At 61.8% G+C, this 18,226-nt stretch carries 18 protein-coding genes and 1 tRNA gene; 14 read left to right on the top strand and 5 right to left on the bottom strand.

Annotated features, from left to right (window positions below):
• The first annotated feature begins 306 nt into the window (after nt 1-306).
• On the top strand, nt 307-1,059 hold the full coding sequence (locus ACFFP0_RS00225) for a pyridoxine 5'-phosphate synthase (protein WP_377254311.1): 753 nt from the start codon (nt 307-309) through the stop codon (nt 1,057-1,059).
• Here ACFFP0_RS00225 and ACFFP0_RS00230 read toward each other — a convergent pair.
• The 3 genes from ACFFP0_RS00230 to ACFFP0_RS00240 form a co-directional block, all read right to left on the bottom strand.
• Nucleotides 1,056-2,003, bottom strand: a complete 948-nt coding sequence (locus tag ACFFP0_RS00230; protein ID WP_377254313.1) for a bifunctional helix-turn-helix transcriptional regulator/GNAT family N-acetyltransferase — start codon at nt 2,001-2,003, stop codon at nt 1,056-1,058. The two genes, ACFFP0_RS00225 and ACFFP0_RS00230, sit on opposite strands and share 4 nt — an antisense overlap.
• A gap of 59 nt (nt 2,004-2,062) precedes the next feature.
• Entirely contained in the window at nt 2,063-2,779 is a 717-nt protein-coding gene (locus ACFFP0_RS00235; protein ID WP_377254316.1) for an aspartate/glutamate racemase family protein, read from the bottom strand.
• An 89-nt stretch (nt 2,780-2,868) separates the two neighbouring features.
• Nucleotides 2,869-3,753, bottom strand: a complete 885-nt coding sequence (locus ACFFP0_RS00240) for an SDR family oxidoreductase (protein WP_377254319.1) — start codon at nt 3,751-3,753, stop codon at nt 2,869-2,871.
• 176 nt (nt 3,754-3,929) lie between these two features.
• Between ACFFP0_RS00240 and ACFFP0_RS00245 the strand changes: the two genes are divergently transcribed.
• Nucleotides 3,930-4,313 carry a winged helix-turn-helix transcriptional regulator gene (locus tag ACFFP0_RS00245; protein ID WP_377254563.1) on the top strand — a complete coding sequence of 128 codons (384 nt, stop codon included), beginning with the start codon at nt 3,930-3,932 and terminating at the stop codon, nt 4,311-4,313.
• A 34-nt stretch (nt 4,314-4,347) separates the two neighbouring features.
• Nucleotides 4,348-4,929, top strand: coding sequence for an AAA family ATPase (locus ACFFP0_RS00250; protein WP_377254322.1), 582 nt, complete (start codon nt 4,348-4,350; stop codon nt 4,927-4,929).
• 67 nt (nt 4,930-4,996) lie between these two features.
• Here ACFFP0_RS00250 and ACFFP0_RS00255 read toward each other — a convergent pair whose 3' ends face one another.
• Nucleotides 4,997-6,043 carry an NAD(P)-dependent alcohol dehydrogenase gene (locus tag ACFFP0_RS00255; RefSeq protein ID WP_377254325.1) on the bottom strand — a complete coding sequence of 349 codons (1,047 nt, stop codon included), beginning with the start codon at nt 6,041-6,043 and terminating at the stop codon, nt 4,997-4,999.
• A 198-nt stretch (nt 6,044-6,241) separates the two neighbouring features.
• Here ACFFP0_RS00255 and ACFFP0_RS00260 point away from each other — a divergent pair, with 198 nt between their 5' ends.
• The 3 genes from ACFFP0_RS00260 (at nt 6,242) to ilvC (ending at nt 9,015) form a co-directional block, all read left to right on the top strand.
• The gene (locus ACFFP0_RS00260; protein WP_377254328.1) at nt 6,242-7,150 is read left to right on the top strand and encodes an AraC family transcriptional regulator; all 909 of its coding nucleotides are present in this window, start codon (nt 6,242-6,244) and stop codon (nt 7,148-7,150) included.
• A gap of 137 nt (nt 7,151-7,287) precedes the next feature.
• Nucleotides 7,288-7,956, top strand: a complete 669-nt coding sequence (locus tag ACFFP0_RS00265; protein ID WP_377254331.1) for a TetR/AcrR family transcriptional regulator — start codon at nt 7,288-7,290, stop codon at nt 7,954-7,956.
• A gap of 39 nt (nt 7,957-7,995) precedes the next feature.
• Nucleotides 7,996-9,015 (top strand): ketol-acid reductoisomerase, encoded by a 1,020-nt coding sequence (gene ilvC / locus ACFFP0_RS00270; RefSeq protein WP_377254334.1) that lies wholly within the window; start codon nt 7,996-7,998, stop codon nt 9,013-9,015.
• A 191-nt stretch (nt 9,016-9,206) separates the two neighbouring features.
• Here ilvC and ACFFP0_RS00275 read toward each other — a convergent pair whose 3' ends face one another.
• Complete coding sequence (locus tag ACFFP0_RS00275; protein WP_377254337.1) at nt 9,207-9,659, bottom strand: RbsD/FucU family protein; 453 nt, start codon at nt 9,657-9,659, stop codon at nt 9,207-9,209.
• A gap of 203 nt (nt 9,660-9,862) precedes the next feature.
• On the opposite strand from ACFFP0_RS00275, the gene ACFFP0_RS00280 reads away from it, so the two are divergent.
• From ACFFP0_RS00280 to ACFFP0_RS00315, 8 genes are all read left to right on the top strand, one after another.
• Complete coding sequence (locus ACFFP0_RS00280) at nt 9,863-11,086, top strand: aminotransferase-like domain-containing protein (RefSeq protein WP_377254340.1); 1,224 nt, start codon at nt 9,863-9,865, stop codon at nt 11,084-11,086.
• Between the two features lie 152 nt (nt 11,087-11,238).
• Complete coding sequence (locus ACFFP0_RS00285; RefSeq protein ID WP_377254343.1) at nt 11,239-12,222, top strand: ABC transporter substrate-binding protein; 984 nt, start codon at nt 11,239-11,241, stop codon at nt 12,220-12,222.
• Between the two features lie 12 nt (nt 12,223-12,234).
• Nucleotides 12,235-13,929: an ABC transporter permease gene (locus ACFFP0_RS00290; RefSeq protein ID WP_377254346.1), complete on the top strand. Its 1,695-nt coding sequence runs from the start codon at nt 12,235-12,237 to the stop codon at nt 13,927-13,929.
• Nucleotides 13,917-14,948, top strand: a complete 1,032-nt coding sequence (locus ACFFP0_RS00295; RefSeq protein WP_377254349.1) for an ABC transporter ATP-binding protein — start codon at nt 13,917-13,919, stop codon at nt 14,946-14,948. Before ACFFP0_RS00290 ends, ACFFP0_RS00295 begins: the two co-directional genes overlap by 13 nt.
• A gap of 51 nt (nt 14,949-14,999) precedes the next feature.
• On the top strand, nt 15,000-16,109 hold the full coding sequence (locus ACFFP0_RS00300) for an endonuclease/exonuclease/phosphatase family protein (protein WP_377254352.1): 1,110 nt from the start codon (nt 15,000-15,002) through the stop codon (nt 16,107-16,109).
• On the top strand, nt 16,106-16,843 hold the full coding sequence (locus ACFFP0_RS00305) for an NUDIX hydrolase (RefSeq protein ID WP_377254355.1): 738 nt from the start codon (nt 16,106-16,108) through the stop codon (nt 16,841-16,843). Before ACFFP0_RS00300 ends, ACFFP0_RS00305 begins: the two co-directional genes overlap by 4 nt.
• 76 nt (nt 16,844-16,919) lie before the next feature.
• A complete protein-coding gene (locus ACFFP0_RS00310) occupies nt 16,920-17,837 on the top strand; it encodes a PhzF family protein (protein WP_377254358.1) in 918 nt (305 codons plus the stop codon).
• A gap of 235 nt (nt 17,838-18,072) precedes the next feature.
• Nucleotides 18,073-18,148 (top strand) — tRNA-Lys (locus tag ACFFP0_RS00315).
• Nucleotides 18,149-18,226: the final 78 nt, after the last annotated feature.

Genomic DNA, 18,226 nt, shown 5'->3' on the forward strand with positions numbered 1-18,226 from the left:
TTACATCTTATGATTGTATTGCCTTTCCAGGCCTCCGAGGGCGATATCCCCTGAGCCGAAGACGCGAACGGATCTGGCCGGATGACAGAATTCGCCGGTTGGGCCGTGATTTCGCCGCTTTCAGCCCTCCCGGCGAATTCTGTTAGAAATACGTTACGTAAAATTTTCTGAAAATGGTAGCCCTGTTTGCCCCGTGAATTCTTGTCCATGAAAACTATTTATAGGTGCAATTTGTCGAAGCCCGTGGCCTTTCCGCCAGGCTTGCCCTAAAAGCGGAGCGAGTTTTCAGCAAAACGGATTTTCGCCATGCCGACCACGCTTTCCGTCAACCTCAATGCGGTTGCCATGCTGCGCAATCGTCGCGATCTGCCCTGGCCGAGCGTGGAGGGGCTTGGGCGTATCGCGCTTCAGGCGGGTGCGGCGGGCCTGACGGTCCATCCGCGCCCCGACCAGAGGCATATCCGCTTTTCCGACCTGCCGGTCATCCGTGCGCTCATCGACGATGAATTTCCCGATGCGGAGTTCAACATCGAAGGTTATCCGGGCGACGAATTCCTGGCGCTTTGCGAGAAGATCGAGCCGGAGCAGGTGACGCTGGTGCCGGACGATCCGGTCCAGGCGACATCGGATCACGGGTTCGATTTCCGCACCCAGGGCGAATTCCTGAAGCCGATCGTGGCGCGGCTGAAAAAGAAGGGCATGCGCGTATCGTTGTTTGCCGATGGCGACGGCGATGTCGAGGCCGTCAAGCTTGCAAAGGCAACCGGCGCGGACCGCATCGAACTCTATACAGGGCCTTATGGCGGCTGTTTCGACAATCCGGAGCGCGGGGCGGAGATCCTCGAAAAATTAGGGCAGACGGCGGACGCCGCCTTGGCGGAAGGTCTTGCGATCAATGCGGGACACGACCTGACGGTCACCAACCTGCCGGCGCTGGTCAAGCGCATCCCGAAGCTTGCCGAGGTCTCGATCGGTCACGGATTGACGGCCGACGCACTGGAATACGGCATGGCGGAAACAGTGCGTCGCTTCCGGCGCGCCTGCGGTCAAACGGTTTAAGACGCCAGGAGCTTCGCCTCGCGGAGATCCAGTTCCCAGGTCTGCCCCACGCATTCCGGCCCGAACATCGCATGTCTCTCCTCGGAGACAAGCTTGAAGCCGGTTTTCCGATAGATATGGATAGCGGCGGTCAGCATGTCGTTCGTCCAGAGAGAAAGCGTCCTGTAGCCGGCTAAGGTCGAGAATTTGATGCATTGCTCGACCAGCATCCTGCCAAGCCCAAGGCCGCGGGCCTCCGGGTCGAGATAGAGAAGGCGGAGTTTGGCGACATCGTCTCCGCCGTCGGCCACCAGTACGGAGCCTACCCGTTTGCCGCCTCGTTCCGCGATCCAGCTCCGTTCCCGCTCGGGATTGAAATTGGCGATGAACTTGCCGGCGACTTCCGCGATCAGCGCTTCGAATTTTTCATTCAGGCCGTATTCGCGGGCATAGGCGGTTGCCTGCGCCTCGATCAACCAGCCCATGTCGCCGATCCGATAGGGGCGCATGATGACAGGCGGGGGCAGGGTTGCAGCGGAAGGATCGAGGATTGCCCGGATCGCCTGCATCGCATCGATCAGTCTTGCCTTGCCGGTTTCGTCGACGTCCCGGAGATCGCCGGCGATCTGCTGGCGGGAGCGCTCGCCGAGCGTTTCGTAGATTTCGGTTCCCGTCCCGGTGATGGTGAGGATCTGGCTGCGTTTGTCGGCCGGATCGGGTTCGCTGTCGATGAAGCCCGCTTCACGGAACTTCTTGAGGATACGGCTCAGATAGGCGGGGTCGAGCCCGAGATCGCGGTTGAGTTCCGTTGCGGAGACGCGCCTGCGCGCGCCCATTTCGTAGAGAATGCGTCCCTCGGTAAGGGTGTAGGGCGTGGACAGGTAATCCTTCGCAAGCACGCCGATCTTGTTGGTGTAGAAACGGTTGAAGGCACGGATGGTCTCGATGGTTTCGGGCGCGGTCATGGGCAGAATCTCCTCTATGAGAGACTCTGTCCATTATTTACTTGACGGAGTCAAATAAATTAAGCGGCGACCTGCGCGGTGCCCGCTTTGCCCAATGCGAAATCCACGGCCGCCCTGGCATGGATCGTCGTGGAATCGGCGCAGGGAAGCGTCAGGTTTCCCGGATCGAGCAGGAGGCAGATTTCCGTGCAGCCGAGGATGATGCTGTCCGCGCCTTCGGCCCTGGCCTTCTCGATCATGGCGATCGCGCGCTCACGCGATGAATCGAGCACCGTACCGGCGCAGAGTTCGCTGAAGATGATGTTATGAATGTCGGCGCGGTCGTCCGTGTCCGGCACCATGACGTCGATGCCGAGCGTCTTCATCCGGTCCGTATAGAAGCCATGCTCCATCGTGTAGCGGGTCGCGAGCAGGAGCGGGCGCCTCAGTCCCCTGGATTTCAGCGTCTCGGCCGTTTCGTCGATGATGTGGATGAGAGGAATGTCAACGGAGGCCTGGACCTCCGAGGCGACGAGATGCATGGTGTTGGTGCAGATCAGAACGCACTCGGCGCCGGCGGTTTCAAGGCTCACGGCGCTTTTTGCTAGGTGCCTGGCCGCCAGATCCCAACGGCCTGCTTTCTGCATCTCGACCACGTCGGCAAAGTTGACGGAGTGGAGCAGGATATCGGCGGAGGCGAGACCGCCGAGGCGGTCCCGGACCATTTCGTTGATCAGGCGATAATAGACGGATGTGCTTTCGAAACTCATCCCACCAATCAGGCCTATTCTGCGCATGATTTTCTCCGATATAAGTTGAAATTAGATTGTTCATCTAATTATATCGGATTCTTTAGATTTGCAATCCTGCGCTTGCGGGGTGGTCGTCAGGCGGTCAACGCCGCCTTCTGCGTGTCGAGGTAGGCGGCGAGATCCTTCGGTTTCGTACCGGTCAGCGTTTCGAAGTCGCTCGTCACCAGATCGAAATTGCCGGCGCGGATGTTGGCGTCGGCGGAAACGAGCATCCTGACGACGAATTCCGGCAGGCCGGCGCTGGCAAGGCCCTGGGCGAGCTGTTCGTCGGTGACGTTCACGACTTCAAGCGGCTTTCCGGCGGCCTTGGAGAAGCGTGCGGCGATTTCCCCGGCGGTCAGCGCTTCCGGGCCGGTGAGGGTGAAGGTCTTGTTGCCGCCCGGCGGGTTGGCGAGGGCCGCCGCTGCCGCGCGGGCGCAGTCGTCACGGGTGATGTTCGAAACCTTGCCCGTGCCTATGGCCGTATACCATTTGCCGGCCTGCAGATTGTGCGGCATCGACAGCAGATAGTTGTCGTCGTACCAGGCATTGCGCAGGATCGTGTAGGGAATGCCGCTGGCCTTGACCGCCTCTTCCGTACCGAGATGGTCCGGCGCGAAGGTCACCAGCGATTTGTCCGGATTCGGCATCGACGTGTAGGCGATGTGTTTTACGCCGGCCTTGACGGCCGCGGAGACCGCTGTCCTGTGCTGGACGAGCCGCTTGCCGGGGACGGCCAGCTCGTCGGTCGAGATGATCAGCACGCGGTCGACGCCGGTAAACGCCTTGACCAGGCCTGCTTCGTCATCGAAGTCGGCGGTGCGGGTTTCGATCCCCTTGGCCGCGATATCGGCAAGTTTCGCGGTGTTGCGGCTGGCGGCGATGATGTCGGCTGGTGCGATCCCGGATGTCTCCGCGAGGTGATGCAGGATTGCCCGGCCCAGATGGCCGGTGGCGCCGGTTACGAGAAGTTTGGTCATGGTCGTTCCTTTTCAGCGATGGACCGGCGCCTGCTGGCGCACTGTCGGGTATAAGTCTCAAAAAGAGACCAGCACTACAATATGCATTGACTTCGACCTGTAAAGAGGGCATTTTTCGGGAAGATTGTTACCTGGAGGGAACCACCGTCATGGTCCTCAATGCCGCGAAAAAGCCGATGCTCGACGGAGAGGCATGTGACACGACGGAGTGGAACGCGGGCAATTGTCCGGTGCGCGACGTCATCGACCGGATCGCCGGCAAGTGGTCGACCCTGCTGCTCGAGGCTCTGGCGCGCCGGCCTTATCGTTTCGGCGAATTGCGGCGGCTGGTGCCGGATATTTCACAGCGCATGCTGACCCAGACATTGCGCAATCTGCAGCGTGACGGCTATATCGAGCGGGAAGTGTTTCCCACCAAGCCGCCGAGCGTCGAGTACCGCATGACGGAACTTGGTCATTCGCTTTTCGAGCCGCTTTCCAAGGTCTTGAAATGGGCGGAAGCCAACCATTCGGCCGTGAAGGCGGCGCGGGCGAAGTTCGACGAAAGCGAACTTGGCTGATTTATCCAGGAACTGAACCGATGGAAATGAAGGAATGATGCGGCGCCTGTCGGGCATCCTGATCGGCGGGAGTTCCCACGTCGGCAAGACGACGCTCGCCAGGCGTCTGGCCGAGGCGCTCGGCTGGAACATGGTTTCCACGGACAGCCTGGCGCGTCATCCTGGACGGCCCTGGCCGAGCGTACGTCAGCCGGTTGCCGAATATTACGCGCGCCTTTCGCCCGAGACGATCTACTGGTTTCTGCGGGTGCATCACGAAAACATGTGGCCCGGCATAAGGCGGATCATCGAGGAAGAACTTCAAGCCGGAAGGCCGTTCGTCTTTGAAGGTTCGGCGCTTCGGCCGGAATCGATCGCGCCGCTCGTCTCCGAAGCGATCGCAGGCGTCTTTCTCCATGCGGACAATGACTTCCTGCAGGAGCGGATGCAATCGGAGGCAGGATATCGGCAGGCCGGCGAGGCGGATCGCCGCGTCATGGATAGTTTCATTGAGCGCTCCCTGCGCGACAATTCCGAAATGCGCGCCGACGCGGAGAAACACGGTTTGCGAATGGTCGATGTCGCCGACGCGGGCGCTGTGACCGGCCTTTTCGACGAGTTGGTGCCAGGGGCCTAGTTTGGTCCGGACGTCACAAGGGCGGCCCTGGAGCCGCCCTTGCGATTGTCCGTCAAGCTGTCTCCGGTCAGGCGGCGAGCGAGGCGATGTCGATGACGAAGCGGTAGCGGACGTCGCTCTTCAGGACCCGTTCATAGGCTTCGTTGACTTCCTGGATGTTGATCTTCTCGATCTCCGAGACGATGTTGTGCTGGCCGCAGAAGTCCAGCATTTCCTGGGTTTCCTTGATCGAGCCGATCATCGAGCCGGACAGGCTCTTGCGGCCGGGGATCAGCGAGAAGGCATGGACCGGGATTGCATGTTCTGGCGCGCCGACGACGACCATCGCGCCGTTGACCTTGAGCAGGTTGAGATAGGCGTTCCAGTCGATTTCGGCGCTGACCGTGCAGATGATCAGGTCGAAGGTGCCTGCCAGCTTTTCGAAGGTTGAGGCGTCGCTGGTGGCATAATATTGCCTGGCGCCGAGCTTCAGGCCGTCTTCTTTTTTGGAGAGCGTCTGGGACAGCACGGTGATGTCGGCACCCATGGCCGCGCCGAGCTTGACGCCCATATGGCCGAGGCCGCCCATGCCGACGATCGCGACCTTCTTGCCGGGGCCGGCATTCCAGTGGCGGAGCGGCGAGTAGAGCGTGATGCCGGCGCACAGAAGCGGAGCCGAGGCATCGAGCGGCAGGTTGTCCGGAATGCGCAGGACATAGCCTTCCTTGACGACGATATGGTCGGAATAACCGCCCTGGGTCGCCGTCCTGCCGTCGGCTTCGACGCCGTTATAGGTCTGCACGAGGCCGGGCATATAGTGTTCGTTGTCGAGGTCGCGGGCGGCGCAGCCGACGCAGCTGTCGACGAAGCAGCCGACGCCGACGCGGTCGCCGACCTTGAATTTCGTCACGGCGGAACCGACGGCGCTGACGATGCCGGCGATCTCGTGGCCGGGAACGATCGGGTAGACCGCATTCTTCCATTCGTTGCGGACGGTGTGGATGTCCGAATGGCAGATGCCGGCGAACTTGATGTCGATGACCACGTCGTCGGCATTCGGTTCGCGGCGCTCGAAGGTGAAGGGCGTCAAAGGTTGGGTCGCGTCGGTCGCGGCATAGCCTCTTGCAATAGCCATGGAGAGATCCATTCATTTTCAAGTTGGGAGGGGATGGGACGAGGCGGACTATGCTTCACGGGGCGGCAAGAGCGTTAGATCGATCCTGCAAGCTTCTTGCACGATCCTGCAAAAATGATGGAGCGGATGGTTTTACGATCGCCGAAGTCGTCCTAGATGATAGGCAGTTGGCCGGCATCTCATCAGACAGGTTGCGTCATGACTTTATCCTTCAGTCCCTATCGGGAGATCGTTTCTATCGCCGAGCGCTTCACGCGGGGCGACGGCGAATTCGCCACGGCGGTCGACAACCTGTTCATCAGTCGCCGCTCCGATCCGAGCGAACCGCACCATAGCAGCTACAGGCCCTGTCTCGCCCTGGTGCTGCAGGGTGCAAAAAGCCTGCGTCTCGGTGCGGAAACCATCAATTACGCGACGGGGGAGTATCTTCTGGCCTCGTTCGATCTGCCGGTCGCCTGGTCGGTGACGGAGGCAAGTCCCGAGAGCCCGCATTACTGCCTGGCTTTTGCGATCGACAGCGAGAAGCTTGCCGATCTTCTGCGCCGCGTCGAGATTCCCCATCCCGCGGCGCCGTCGGAGAGCCAAAGGGGTATCACGGTGAATGTGGCGCCGCCGGAGCTGCTGGACGCCACCGTGCGGCTGCTGCGTCTGCTCGATCGTCCAGAGGATATTCCGGCGATGGCGCCGCTGATAGAGCAGGAGATACTCTATCGGCTGCTGACCGGGCCGGACGGCGCGCGTCTTCTCAACATCGCAATCGCCGACAGCAACAGCAACCGGATCGCCCGCGCCATCGCCTGGCTGAAACAGAACTTTGCCCTTCCCTTGCGGATCGAGGATCTGGCGGACCGCGTCAATATGAGCATTTCGTCCTTCCACCACCATTTCAAGGCCGTGACCGCGATGACGCCGGTGCAGTATCAGAAGAAACTGCGCCTGCACGAGGCCCGGCGGTTGATGCTGGTCGAGCGGATCGATGTCGGAAATGCCGGCCATCGCGTCGGTTACCAGAGCCCGTCGCAGTTCAGCCGGGAATATAGCCGTCTCTACGGCCTGTCTCCGGTGCGCGACATGGAAGCCATGCGGGATAGCGCCGCGGCGGAATAACCGGCTCCTTGCGTGGCATCGCCAAGGCTCGGCAACCCTTTCGGCGCCTGAAGAGGGCATGAGGCGCAAGAACAGGCTTGACGACCGTGCCGAATGCTTTATACGGGGAGAACCGTACCGTACGGTACGCAAAGAGGATGCCGCCTGTGAGACCCGAAGCCGCCGACACGCCCGGATTTTCGCCGCGCCAGAACGCCGTTCTGGAACAGGCGCTTCGGCTGCTCGTGGAAGGCGGGGAAAAGGCGCTGACGACTTCAGGCCTGGCGCGCGCCGCCAATTGCTCGAAGGAAAGCCTCTACAAATGGTTCGGCGATCGCGAGGGTCTCCTGTCCGCGATGATCGCCTATCAGGCCAGCAAGGTGCGCACTCACGAGCGTTCCGGGGAGCGGCTGACGGCGGATCTTCTGCGCGACCATCTCGAACTCTTTGCCCGCGATCTGCTCGAAGTCCTGGCCGGCGACGTGTCCCTGGCGCTCAACCGGCTGGCCATCGGGCAGTCGAGCCGCGAAGGTTCGAAGCTCGGGAAGCTGCTGCTGGAACATGGCCGCCGCCAGATCGACCGCCGGGCCATGGCGCTGATCGAACAGGGCAAAAGGGCAGGGCTCCTGCGTTTCGAGAATGCGGATGCCGCATATCACACGTTTTACGGCCTGATCGTTTCCGACCTGCATGTGCGCATGCTGCTCGGCGAGCCGGGCCTCAAGGACAATGTGCTTCAGGCGGGGAGGGCTATCGAGGCCTTCCTGACGCTGCATGGCACACAAAAGCAATCGGCGGACGCGCTCAGCGCTTTCGCGGGACGATGACAAACATCAACAGACGACACGCATAGGGAAGGGAAAACGATGCGCGTTTATTACGATCGGGATGCCGATATCAACCTCATCAAGGCTAAGAACGTCGCCATCATCGGTTACGGTTCGCAGGGTCGCGCGCATGCGTTGAACCTCAAGGATTCCGGCGCCAAGAACGTCGCGATCGCCCTGAAGGCCGGTTCTCCAACCGCCAAGAAGGCCGAGGCCGACGGCTTCAAGGTTCTCACGGTGGCCGAAGCCGCCAAGTGGGCCGACCTGATGATGATGGCGACCCCGGACGAGCTGCAGGCCGACATCTACAAGTCGGAAATCGCTCCGAACATCCGTGACGGCGCGGCGATCGCCTTCGCCCACGGCCTCAACGTCCATTTCGGCCTGATCGAGCCGAAGGCTTCCGTCGACGTCGTCATGATCGCGCCGAAAGGCCCCGGCCATACGGTTCGCGGCGAATACCAGAAGGGCGGCGGCGTGCCCTGCCTCGTTGCCGTTCACCAGAACGCTTCCGGCAACGCGCTCGAACTGGCGCTCTCCTATGCCTGCGGTGTCGGCGGCGGCCGTTCGGGCATCATCGAGACCAACTTCAAGGAAGAGTGCGAAACCGACCTCTTCGGCGAACAGGTCGTTCTCTGCGGCGGTCTCGTCGAGCTCATCCGCGCCGGTTTCGAGACGCTGGTCGAAGGCGGCTACGCCCCGGAAATGGCCTATTTCGAGTGCCTGCACGAAGTGAAGCTGATCGTCGACCTGATCTACGAAGGCGGCATCGCCAACATGAACTACTCGATCTCCAACACGGCCGAGTGGGGCGAATACGTCACCGGCCCGCGCATCATCACCGACGAAACCAAGGCCGAGATGAAGCGCGTCCTGAAGGACATCCAGACCGGCAAGTTCACCTCTGAATGGATGCAGGAATACCGTTCCGGCATGGCCCGCTTCAAGGGCATCCGCCGCAACAACGACGCCCACCAGATCGAGGAAGTCGGCGCCAAGCTGCGCGGCATGATGCCCTGGATCGGCAAGAACAAGCTGGTCGACAAGACCGTCAACTAAGGTTTCCGTCTTCAGGCAAAACCATCAGGGCCGGGGCGAAAGCCCCGGCTTTGCCTATATGGAAAGCTTACAAAGACGCCATTTTCAGGCAGGCTTTCATCCGCGTCGTCTGGATATTCATTTGCGTACCTGAGCAAATCGGTGAGCTTGAATGTCTTTTTGCAGCCAACTCTGTCCTGGGTTCTAATCTCTTAATCCGCAGGCGGAACGACGCCCTTGGTTAGCAGAAAGCAACCATAGAAGCGGGTTTCGCCGGTTGCGATGACACAGTATGCCTTCCTCGCGTGCTCATAGAACGCGAAGCGCTCGATGCCGTACATGGGGGCCGGTTTTCCCTCGGCGGCATCGATCTCGGCCTGGACTTCCTGCTGCGGCGCCGGGATCTGATCCGGATCGCCCATCACCTCCATACGGCCGACGGAAGGCTGTAGCGGCGTATCGAGAGGCAGGACGGAAAGGATTGCCCGCATCGCCCGGGCCGCCGGGATATTGTCCATGCGCAGCAGCTTCCCCCGTGTCGTCTGGCGAGCGATCGCATCAGCCGGAAAATTGGTGTCCACGAGTGCCAGGGTGTCGGCGTGACCCATCGAGTGCAAGGCGTGGAGCACATCGGCGTTCAGCGCCGGATCGATGTTCTTGAGCATGTCTTCCTCCTCTTCGGCGACGGGGCCGTCCCGTCGGGTTCCGGTTGCGACAAACCTGTCTTTTCGACGGTCTTCTGGCAAGCGCTTCCGGGCAGTGCTAAACAGGACAAAAATGAAAAGAAACTCGATAGGTCAGTATTGCTGACCTATCGATGTTTGTGATAAGGTCAGCCTTAGAAAGTTGAAATAAGAGGAAACATTCCGTGCTGAATTGGGAACATATATTCGCGACGCGCTCGGGCCGCATGCGCGCCTCCGAAATCCGGGAACTCCTGAAACTCCTGGAGCGGCCGGACATCATCTCGTTTGCGGGGGGCATTCCCGATCCCGCGCTCTTTCCCGATCAGGCCTTCAAGGAAGCCTATGCGGATATCTTTTCCGGCGCGCAGGTGAATGCGGCGCTGCAGTATTCGATAAGCGAGGGCTACAAGCCGTTGCGCGAGTGGATTCGCGGCGAGATCGCCAAGATCGGCATCCAATGCGAGGTCGAGAACGTCTTCATCACATCCGGCTCGCAGCAGGCGCTCGACTATCTCGGCAAGCTCTTCCTGTCGCCGAAGGATACGGCCCTCGTCACGTGGCCGACCTATCTCGGGGCGCTGCAGGCCTTCAACGCCTACGAGCCGAACTACGATCAGCTCTCGTTCGGCAACCGGACGCCCGCGGCCTATCGCGAGACGGCCGCCAAGGCGGGCGGGAGCGTGAAATTCGCCTATCTCTCGGCCGATTTCGCCAATCCGACAGGCGAGACCGTGGATCGGGCCGCGCGTGAGAATCTGCTCGACCTCGCCGACGAACTGGACATCGCGGTCCTGGAGGATGCGGCCTATCAGCATCTCAGATACGACGGCGAGGCGGTCCCGCCGATCCTGGCGCTCGACATCGCCCGCAAGGGCGGGATCGAGGATACCCGCACGATCTACAGCGGCAGCTTCTCCAAGACGCTCGCACCTGGCCTGCGCGTCGGTTTCGTCGTTGCGGCCATGCCGGTCATCCGCAAGCTCGTCCTGATGAAGCAGGCCGCCGACCTGCATTCCTCGACGATCAACCAGATCGCCATCGAGCACGTCGCCTCCCGTGATTTCGACGCCCAGGTCGCGAAGATCCGGGCCGCCTACAGCAAGCGCCGGGACGCGATGCTGGCCGCGCTTGCGAAATACATGCCGAAGGGTACGAGCTGGACGAAACCGGAAGGCGGCATGTTCGTCTGGGTGACATTGCCGGCGGGCATGGACGGCGCCGAGCTGCTTGCCCGCTCGATCGAAACGGAGAAGGTGGCTTTCGTGCCGGGCCAGGCGTTCTTCGCCGATCGTTCCGGTGCGAACACGCTGCGTCTTTCCTTCTCCTGCGCCGACGAGGCGATGATCAACGAAGGTATCCAGCGCCTCGGCCGCCTGATCTCCAACGCGCTTCTGGCTGCGGCCTGACGATCGGGACATCAATTTCAAGCCCCCTGTCTCCGGCCGGAGACAGGGGGCTTTCGTCTTTCGGGGCAGGTATCCGTGGAGAGGTCTTCGCTGTCACATACGTGTCAGAAGACTGTGCTTAAGCGGGTGGCATGTTCTCGAAAGGACCGTCGATGAAGAACCTTCTCTCCGCTTTTACCGCTCTTGTGGCTTTCGGCATGATCGCCGGCGCGGCTGAAGCCGCCGATCTCGTGCTCTACACAAGCCAGCCGAACGAGGATGCGCAAGCGACCGTCGACGCCTTCAAGGCGGCCAATCCGGGGCTCGACGTGCAGTGGGTGCGCGACGGGACGCCGCAGATCATGGCCAAGCTCAATGCGGAGATCCAGGCCGGCAATCCGGTCGCCGATGTCCTGCTGATCGCCGATACCGTGACGCTCGAGCGGATGAAGCAGGCCGGCCAGCTTCTGGCCTACAAGTCGCCCGAGGCCGCCAATCTCGATGCGGCCCTCTACGACGCCGACGGTTACTATTACTCCACGAAGCTGATCACCACGGGCATCATGTACAACACGCAGGCCGCCATGAAGCCGACAAGCTGGGCGGACCTTGCCAAGCCGGAAGCCAAGGGGCTCGTCACCATGCCGAGCCCGCTCGCTTCGGGCGCGGCGCTCATCCATGCCCAGACGCTGGCCGGCGTCCAGGGGCTCGGTTGGGATTATTACAAGCAGCTCAAGGCCAACGGCGCCGTCGCGTCCGGCGGCAATGGCGGGGTATTGAAGGCCGTCGCTTCCGGCGAGAAGGCCTATGGCGTGGTGGTCGACTACATGCCGCTCCGCGAGAAGGCAAAGGGCGCGCCGGTCGAGTTCGTCTTCCCGAAGGAGGGCGTGTCGGCCGTCACCGAGCCGGCGGCGATTCTCGCCTCGACCAAGCATGCCGACGCCGCCAAGAAGTTCATCGACTACCTGCTGTCGGAAAACGGCCAGAAGGTTGCGGCGAAGCTTGGTTATATTCCGGCCCGCAAGGGGATCGACCTGCCGCCGGGTTATCCCGCGCGCGACCAGATCAAGGTGCTGCCGGTCAACGCTTCGGAAGCGCTCAAGAATTCCGAAAAGGACGTAAAGACCTTTGCCGATATCTTCGGCATCAAGGGTTGATATAAGCGCCTTATGAAGCGTTCATCCCATCGGGGAAACAGCCAGCCACGCTGGCTGTTTCCTTTTGTCGTAACCGTGATCTTCTTCCTGAGCGTGCTGCCCCTGGGGCGGCTTGCGGCGACGGGTATCGCTTCCGCGCTTCAGGGCGGAGCGCGGAACCTGCTTTCCGATCCCGGCGTGTGGCAGGCCGTCTACGACACCCTGTCGACCTCCTTCCTCGGCATGGTCGCGGCGGTTGTGCTGGGCGGCGGTTTTGCGCTTCTGCTGACGCTGTTCGACATCCGCGGCAAGGCGATGCTCGGCTTCCTGTTCATGCTGCCGACCATGATCCCGCCGCAGGTGACGGCGCTCTCCTGGATCGGCATGACGGGGCCTTCGAGCACGCTTCTGAAAGCGCTGGGGCTGGCGCCACCGCTGGGCGCGCCGCAGCCGCTCTACTCCATCGGCGGGATCGCGCTGCTCTACGGCGTGCAAAATGCGGCGCTCGTCTATCTTTCGCTCAGGGCCGGGCTTCTGGCGCTGCCCCGCGATGCGGTGGAGGCGGCGCGGCTTGCCGGCGCTTCGTCCTGGCAGGTACTGAAGGACATCATCCTGCCTCTTTCGTTGCCCGGCCTGGTGGCGGGTGCGGCGATCGCTTTCGTTTCCTGCGTCGGCAATTTCGGTATTCCGGCCATCCTTGGCATTCCCGCGTCGATCTACACGCTGCCGACGCTGATCTATTCGAAATTCGCGGCCTTCGGTCCCGGCACCTTCGCGGATGTCTCGCTGCTCTCGGCGATGATCGCCATTCTTTCCATCGTCGGGCTCACGGTGGAGGAGCGGGTGCTGCGCGGGCGTGACTACCGCGTCATCGGTCTGTCCGGCCAGGTGGCCGTGTTCCGGCTGGGCGGCTGGCGCTGGCTGGCGGAGATCGTGCTTTGGTCGATGATCTTCATCATTCTCGTGATGCCGCTGACCGCCCTCGTGGCGAGCTCGCTGGCGCCTGCCTATGGCGTGCCCCTCGGTCCGTCCACCGCCACCATCCGGGCCTATGAGGAGATCCTCTTCCGCCAAGCGGTGACGCGCACGGCGTTTACCAATTCCATCACGCTGTCGCTTGCAACGGCCTTCGGTCTCCTGGTGGTGACGGTGCTGACCGGCTACTTCCTGGTTCGCGGCAAAAGCCGGCTGGCGCCTGTCATCTCGGCGCTGGCCGAAATTCCCTACGCGCTGCCCGGCATCGTGCTGGCGGTCGCCTTCATCCTGCTTTTTGCCGCGCCTGTTCCGGTGATCGGCCTGTCGATCTACGGAACGATCTGGATCATTCTCATCGCCTATTTCTCCAGCTTCTTCGCCGTCAGCCTGAAGCCCGTCGTCAGCGCCTTCCGGCAGTTCGATCCGTCGCTCGAAGAGGCGGCGCGGCTTTCCGGCGCCGGCTTCGGCCGCCGGCTTGCCGATATCCTGGTCCCCCTGGTGGCGCCGGCCGCCGGCGCGTCGGTGATCCTCGTTTTCCTGATCGCCTGCAACGAGCTCACCGTTTCGGCGCTGCTCTGGTCCGCCGGCACGCAAACCCTTGGCGTGGCGATCTACAATCTCGATGACAGCGGCAGTTTCAATCTGGCATCGGCGCTTTCCGTTCTTGTCGTCGTCATGGTGGTGGCCATGATGCTGCTGCTGGAACTGCTGGCGAAGCGACTGCCGAAAGGGGTGGTGCCGTGGCAAAGCTGATTCTCAACCGTCTTTCCAAGTCGTTCGAAACCGGCGGCAGGCCTGCGGTCGACGATGTGTCGCTGACGGTGCGCGAGGGCGGCTTCCTGGCGCTCCTCGGACCCTCCGGTTGCGGCAAGACGACGGTGCTGCGCATGATCGCCGGCTTCGAACAGCCGACCGACGGCTCGATCCTGCTCGGTGAGCGGGTGCTTGCCGATGCGGACGACATGGTGCCACCGGAACATCGCAACATGGCGATGGTCTTCCAGTCCTATGCGCTCTGGCCGCATATGAGCGTGGCGGAGAATGTCGGCTATCCTCTCAAGGTGCGCGGCGTTTCCGGCGACAAGCGGCAGCGGAAGGTGAAGGAGGCGCTCGCCGCCGTCCGGCTTGAAGACTACGCCGGTCGCCGGCCGGCGGATCTGTCGGGGGGACAGCGCCAGCGCGTGGCATTGGCCCGCTGCCTCGTTACCGAACCGGATGTCGTGCTGCTCGACGAGCCGCTTGCCAATCTCGACCGACATCTGCGCCAGGAAATGGAAGAGACGTTTCGCGAGTTTCATGCCCGATCCGGCGCCACGATGATCTACGTCACCCACGATCAGGCGGAAGCCATGGCGTTGGCAACCGACGTGGCGGTCATGTCGGAAGGCCGGTTGCTGCAGGTGGGGACGCCGGAGGAAATCTATGCGCGGCCCCAAGGCCGGCTGGTCGGTGGCCTGGTCGGGCAGGGAGCGATCCTTTCCCTTCCGTTGCCCGCCGGAGATATGCGGGTTCTGGACTGGCCGGCGGTGCAAGCACTGCTGGCGAGCAGGGAAACCAGCCGTCCCGCTGCGGATATCCTGGTGCGGCCGCAGGATGTGGAACTGACGCCGGAAGGGGTGGCCGCCGCCGTTCTTTCCGTGCTTTTCGAGGGCGAGCGCTACGTGTTGCGCCTTGCCTTGCCGGACGGGCAGGCGTTGCGCGCCTTCAGCCGCCGGCCGGTCAAGGTCGGCGATACGGTATCGGTCGTGATCCACTCGGCCTGGAGATTGTAGCCACGCGGTGCTCTCGTGGTTATGGTGCCGACGAAAATAGGGAATCCGTTCATGTCACTGCGCCTCGGTACCTTCAACATCGAAAACCTGATGACGCGGTTCGATTTTTCCGGCTGGCGCAACCAGCTCCGGCAGGATCGGGTGCTGAGGCTTTACGACGTGCAGGACAAGGTTGTCTACCAGCAGCTCGAACAGGCGCGCATGATCGCCGAGACGGACGATACGCGGCAGCTTTCGGCGCTTGCAATCGCGGACGCGGATGCGGACATTCTCTGCCTGCAGGAAGTCGACAGCATGCCGGCGCTGCAGGCTTTCGAATATGGCTATCTCTACCGTATGGTCGGCAACGGCTATCGCCAGAAATATCTCGTCGAAGGGAACGATTCCCGCGGTATCGACGTGGCGGTGCTGATGCGGGAGGAGACGCGCACCGGCGAACCGATCGAACTCGTCGATGTCCGCAGCCATGCCATGCTGACCTATCGGGATCTCGACCTCTTCAACGAGGAGATCGCGCTGACCAATCAGGCGCATGACAAGATTTTCAAGCGGGATTGCCTTGAACTCGAGTTGAAGATCGGCGGCAGGCCATTGTCGCTTTACGTCGTTCACTTCAAGTCGATGAGCAACACCCGCGACGGCATGGACGGCCGCACGGGCACGATGGCGATCCGGATGGCGGAAGCGCAGGCGGTGCGCCACATCATCGAGCGCCGTCTCGGCAGGGGACAGGCTGCGGACAAGAACTTCGTCATCTGCGGCGACATGAACGACTATCAGGAAAAGGTGCAGGTGATCGGCTCGCGGCGCGAGGGATATCGCTTCGAACCGAGGCGGGAAGAGGCGAGCGCGCTCGACGTTTTCAGCCGCGACGGCTTTGCGGTCAATCCGATGCAGCGGCGCGACGCCATGGACCGCTGGACGCTCTACCATGCCCGCGGGCCGGAGGAGCAGCATCTCTGCCAGCTCGACTACATCTGGCTTTCGCCCGGTCTGGCCGAACGCAATCCCGACAGTATTCCCGAGATCGTTCGCGGCGGGCAGCCTTATCGCACCGTCTTTCCGCCGGGCCAGGAAGTGGAGCGTTTCCCGCGCGTCGGATGGGATCGTCCGAAGGCCTCGGATCATTGCCCGGTGGTCATTTCGCTGGAGCTCGGATGACGGTCGAGCTTTCCGAGGATTTTTCCGGGTGGCCGCCGGAAAAGACGGTTTTCCATGTCGATCGGGTGAGCATGCGCATCCTGCCGGGCGACCATCCGTTCTATCTGGCCGAACGCGACGCCATCGCCGAAAACTGGAAACATGAGATCGCCGCCAATCCTGCCCTGTTCGATGGGCGGATGATCTTTCAGCGGCGAATCGGCCTGGCTGGACAGGCCATGTTCAGCGAAGGTCATGTCATTCCCTTCTCCGCCTTTCTCTGGTGGCGCAAGCAGCCGCAGCGGCATGGGGGACTGCATATCTATGCCTATCCCGTTCTGGAATCCTCCGATGGCGCCCTGATCGCCATCCGGATGGGCGCGCATACGGCCAATGCAGGCATGGTCTATTTCGCCTGCGGGTCGTTTGAGGCCGCAGACGTCGTCGCCGGTTATTGCGATCCGGAGCGCAACATGCGGCGCGAGGTGCTGGAGGAGACCGGGATCGATCTGGGTGAAGCAATTGCGGGCGAGGGATATCACGTCGCTCACTTCCGGCGGGCGGTGACGCTGTTTCGCCTCTACCGGTTCGATCAGACCGCCGACCGGATGGTTGCGCGCATCGAAGAGCACATGCAGGTTGCCGAAGACAAGGAAATTGCCGGCGCCGTCGCGATCCGCTCCGCCGACCCCACCGCTCATCCCTATAATATCGGCATGCTGCCGGTGCTGGACTGGTATTTCGGGAAGGCGTGAAAACCGTTCCGGACGGGGTTGCGCTCGAAAGACCGCTCGGGCAGTTTGGCCCATCGATTTCACGGGGGAGGTGCCGTTGGGCCGCCGTTACAGCATCTATGATGTCTTCACCGACAAGAGACTTTCCGGCAATCCGCTGGCTGTGGTCCTCGACGGAGACGGGCTGCCCGACGAAGCCATGCAGGCGATCGCCAGGGAGATGAACCTCTCGGAGACGGTGTTCGTGCAATCCTGCGTCAATCCCGCCTATGCGGCCCGGTTGCGCATCTTCACGCCGGGCAGGGAATTGCCGTTTGCCGGGCATCCGACGGTCGGGACCGCCGTGGCGCTGGCGGAGCGGGACCACGGTATCGGCGAGCGTGATCTGGATCTCGTCTGCGTCCTGGAGGAAAATGTCGGGCCGGTCCGCTGTGCAGTCCGGATTCGCAGGGGCGAGGCCGGATTTGCCGAATTCGACCTGCCGAGGAGGCCTCAGCGGATCGATCTGCCGCTCGACCGGCAAGGGCTGGCCGACGCGCTGAGCGTCAAGTCTACGGATGTCGGTTTCGAAAACCACGTCGCCTCGATCTGGAGCGCGGGCGTGCCCTTCCTCATGATCCCGCTGCATAATCTCGCCGTGGTTCAGAATTTGGAGTTCGATCCGGGGCTTTGGGAAAAGGCTGCGCCCTTCGTGGAAGGGTCGCTCGCGGCGGCTTATGTCTATTGCCGTGGGGGCGTGCATCATCAGGCGAGATTCCATGCGCGCATGTTCTCTCCGGATATGGGGATTTCGGAGGACCCGGCGACCGGGGCCGCGGTAGCGGCGCTTGCCGGCGCCATCCGGCATTTCGATGCACTGCCGGACGGCCACTATCCCATTCTCGTGGAGCAGGGCGTCGAGATGGGCAGGCCGTCCTATATTCATTTGAATGTCGACGTGAAGGATGCCGAGATCGCAAAGGCTCGGATAGGCGGGCAGGCGGTGAGGCTTGCCGAAGGCGTGCTCGATCTTTGAGTTTTTCGCGATTTTCCAGGGATTGCGATATTGTGACGCACTAAATCTTTGAAACTTCTGTTCTTTGCTGTCTCGAGCCAATCGAGGCCGCTTTCCTTCCCTCTTCGAATTCGGCCCGGTGAATTTTTTGATCGAAGAGGCAAATAATTTCTGCGGAGCCGCTGGACAAGCCGGACGAACCCCTTTATACGCCCCCTCACACCGCTGGCGAGCACGCCTCGCCGCAGACGGTCTTGGGTGATTAGCTCAGTTGGTAGAGCAGCTGACTCTTAATCAGCGGGTCGTAGGTTCGAGCCCTACATCACCCACCATTCGAACCCTTGGTACGTAGAGGGTTCACGATTTTTGCGACTTTTCGTGCGACTTTACGGCCGGGTTTTCGTCGGACA

The organism is Neorhizobium puerariae (assembly GCF_042429745.1).
GTDB classification, from domain to species: domain Bacteria; phylum Pseudomonadota; class Alphaproteobacteria; order Rhizobiales; family Rhizobiaceae; genus Neorhizobium; species Neorhizobium puerariae.

Bases quoted from the DNA above. Each gene is read 5' to 3' on its own strand.
- ACFFP0_RS00225 (WP_377254311.1), top strand. From the start codon at position 307: ATGCCGACCACGCTTTCCGTCAACCTCAATGCGGTTGCCATGCTGCGC.
- ACFFP0_RS00230 (WP_377254313.1), bottom strand. From the start codon at position 2,003: ATGACCGCGCCCGAAACCATCGAGACCATCCGTGCCTTCAACCGTTTC.
- ACFFP0_RS00235 (WP_377254316.1), bottom strand. From the start codon at position 2,779: ATGCGCAGAATAGGCCTGATTGGTGGGATGAGTTTCGAAAGCACATCC.
- ACFFP0_RS00240 (WP_377254319.1), bottom strand. From the start codon at position 3,753: ATGACCAAACTTCTCGTAACCGGCGCCACCGGCCATCTGGGCCGGGCA.
- ACFFP0_RS00245 (WP_377254563.1), top strand. From the start codon at position 3,930: ATGCTCGACGGAGAGGCATGTGACACGACGGAGTGGAACGCGGGCAAT.
- ACFFP0_RS00250 (WP_377254322.1), top strand. From the start codon at position 4,348: ATGATGCGGCGCCTGTCGGGCATCCTGATCGGCGGGAGTTCCCACGTC.
- ACFFP0_RS00255 (WP_377254325.1), bottom strand. From the start codon at position 6,043: ATGGCTATTGCAAGAGGCTATGCCGCGACCGACGCGACCCAACCTTTG.
- ACFFP0_RS00260 (WP_377254328.1), top strand. From the start codon at position 6,242: ATGACTTTATCCTTCAGTCCCTATCGGGAGATCGTTTCTATCGCCGAG.
- ACFFP0_RS00265 (WP_377254331.1), top strand. From the start codon at position 7,288: ATGCCGCCTGTGAGACCCGAAGCCGCCGACACGCCCGGATTTTCGCCG.
- ilvC (WP_377254334.1), top strand. From the start codon at position 7,996: ATGCGCGTTTATTACGATCGGGATGCCGATATCAACCTCATCAAGGCT.
- ACFFP0_RS00275 (WP_377254337.1), bottom strand. From the start codon at position 9,659: ATGCTCAAGAACATCGATCCGGCGCTGAACGCCGATGTGCTCCACGCC.
- ACFFP0_RS00285 (WP_377254343.1), top strand. From the start codon at position 11,239: ATGAAGAACCTTCTCTCCGCTTTTACCGCTCTTGTGGCTTTCGGCATG.
- ACFFP0_RS00290 (WP_377254346.1), top strand. From the start codon at position 12,235: ATGAAGCGTTCATCCCATCGGGGAAACAGCCAGCCACGCTGGCTGTTT.
- ACFFP0_RS00300 (WP_377254352.1), top strand. From the start codon at position 15,000: ATGTCACTGCGCCTCGGTACCTTCAACATCGAAAACCTGATGACGCGG.
- ACFFP0_RS00305 (WP_377254355.1), top strand. From the start codon at position 16,106: ATGACGGTCGAGCTTTCCGAGGATTTTTCCGGGTGGCCGCCGGAAAAG.